1 tRNA gene and 2 rRNA genes (1 of these 3 cut by a window edge) are annotated in these 2,500 nt (G+C 59.6%); all 3 read right to left on the bottom strand.

The window, feature by feature from the left end:
* Positions 1–2: 2 nt before the first annotated feature.
* Positions 3–79: transfer RNA gene (locus J3P31_RS21045), tRNA-Met, on the bottom strand.
* Positions 80–152: 73 nt separating this feature from the next.
* Positions 153–269: ribosomal RNA gene (gene rrf, locus J3P31_RS21050) — 5S ribosomal RNA — on the bottom strand.
* Between the two features lie 103 nt (positions 270–372).
* Positions 373–2,500: ribosomal RNA gene (locus J3P31_RS21055) — 23S ribosomal RNA — on the bottom strand; it runs 705 nt beyond the window's last position.

Below are 2,500 nucleotides of genomic sequence, written 5' to 3' on the forward strand. Positions count from 1 at the left end.
CTTGGTTGCGGGGGCAGGATTTGAACCTGCGGCCTTCAGGTTATGAGCCTGACGAGCTACCGGGCTGCTCCACCCCGCGGCGAGGGTTGTCGGATCCGGGGGTCCCGCGCGGGGGGCGGGGGGTGTGAGGAAAGAGGGGGGGCTCTGGTCAGGTCTGGCGGTGACTTACTCTCCCGCGCCTATGACGGCGCAGTACCATCAGCGGCTGGGCGCTTAACGGCCGAGTTCGGGATGGGATCGGGTGTGTCGCGCAGCCTATGGCCACCAGACCGGATCAGGGCCCCAACATCAGGTTCCAAGCCGGCACACCGTTGGTTGTGCATGACTTCGTCGTCCAGGCGGGGGGCGGTTTGGCCCTGGCCGTCACTGGATCGGATCAAGCCTATCGGACGATTAGTACCGGTCAACTGAGCGCATTGCTGCGCTTACATCTCCGGCCTATCGACGTGGTGGTCTGCCACGGTCCTCAGGGAGACCTGGTTTCGAGGGGGGCTTCCCGCTTAGATGCCTTCAGCGGTTATCCTGTCCGTTCATAGCCACCCGGCACTGCCGCGGGCGCGACAACCGGTCCACCAGTGGAACGTTCACCCCGGTCCTCTCGTACTAGGGGCAACTCCTCTCAAGTCTCCTGCACCCACGGAAGATAGGGACCGAACTGTCTCACGACGTTCTAAACCCAGCTCACGTACCTCTTTAAATGGCGAACAGCCATACCCTTGGGACCTGCTCCAGCCCCAGGATGAGATGAGCCGACATCGAGGTGCCAAACACTGCCGTCGATATGGACTCTTGGGCAGTATCAGCCTGTTATCCCCAGCGTACCTTTTATTCGTTGAGCGATGGCCCTCCCACGTGGGACCACCGGATCACTATGGCCGTCTTTCGACTCTGCTCGACGTGTCAGTCTCGCAGTCAGGCTGGCTTATGCCATTGCACTCAACGGGCGATTTCCGACCGCCCTGAGCCAACCTTCGCGCGCCTCCGTTACCGTTTGGGAGGCGACCGCCCCAGTCAAACTCCCCACCACGCAGGGTCCCGGACCCGGATAACGGGCCGCGGTTAGACACCAAGAGGGCGAAGGGCGGTATCTCAAGGACGGCTCCACGGGAACTGGCGTCCCCGCTTCAAAGCCTACCGCCTATCCTGCACATCGCCATCCTGGTGCCAGTGCGAAGCTGGAGTAAAGGTGCATGGGGTCTTTCCGTCTAACCGCGGGTAGCCCGCATCTTCACGGGCAGTTCAATTTCGCTGAGTCGACGTTGGAGACAGCGGGGAAGTCGTTACGCCATTCGTGCAGGTCGGAACTTACCCGACAAGGAATTTCGCTACCTTAGGACCGTTATAGTTACGGCCGCCGTTTACTGGGGCTTCAGTTCGGAGCTTGCACCCCTCCCTTTAACCTTCCAGCACCGGGCAGGCGTCAGACTGTATACGTCGCCTTGCGGCTTCGCACAGCCCTGTGTTTTTAGTAAACAGTCGCCACCCCCTGGTTTGTGCCCCCGGCCCATGGTTGCCCACGAACCGGGCCTCCTTCTCGCGAACTTACGGAGGTATTTTGCCGAGTTCCTTCAACGTCGTTCTCTCAAGCGCCTTGGTATGCTCTACCAGTCCACCTGTGTCGGTTTCGGGTACGATCTTGCGGAGGGCTATTTCCAGGAACCGCCTGGCTGCCCGACCAATCCGATCAGGTCAGACAACGTCCGCGATCCGTCACATCCTCCTGGCCCGGGAATATTAACCCGGTTCCCATCGACTACGCCTGTCGGCCTCGCCTTAGGGGTCGGCTCACCCTGCTCAGATTAGCTTTAAGCAGGAACCCTTGGACTTTCGGCGAGGGGGTCTCTCACCCCCTTTGTCGCTACTCATGTCATCATTCTCACTGGTGATCTCTCCACCGGATGGCTCACGCCCCGGCTTCATCGAAAGCCCCCCGCCTCCAGGACCGTCTCGCGACGGCTCAAGAGGCCAAGGACTATGTCACACCACGCTCTGCTACCGCGCATCCTCAGATGCACCCTAAGCTTCGGCTCACGGCTTGAGCCCCGTTACATCTTCGCCGCAGGACAACTTGTCTAGACCAGTGAGCTGTTACGCTATCTTTAAAGGATGGCTGCTTCTAAGCCAACCTCCTGGTTGTTTTGGTCGTCCCACCTGCTTTCCCACTTAGCCGTGAATTGGGGGCCTTAGCTGTAGGTCAGGGTTGTTTCCCTCTTCACACCGGACGTTAGCACCCGATGTGTGTCTGCCAGATAGTGCTCCTCGGTATTCGGAGTTTGGTTAGGCTCAGTAAGTCTGTGGGACCCCATCACCCATCCAGTGCTCTACCCCCGAGGGCATTCGTCTGACGCTCTACCTAAATAGATTTCGCAGAGAACCAGCTATCTCCGAGTTTGATTAGCCTTTCACCCCTAGCCACAGCTCATCCCGACCTTTTTCAACAGGTGTGGGTTCGGCCCTCCAGCTGGTGTTACCCAGCCTTCAGCCTGGCCATGGCTAGATC

The organism is Rubellimicrobium arenae (genome assembly GCF_017916275.1).
GTDB classification, from domain to species: Bacteria; Pseudomonadota; Alphaproteobacteria; order Rhodobacterales; family Rhodobacteraceae; genus Rubellimicrobium; species Rubellimicrobium arenae.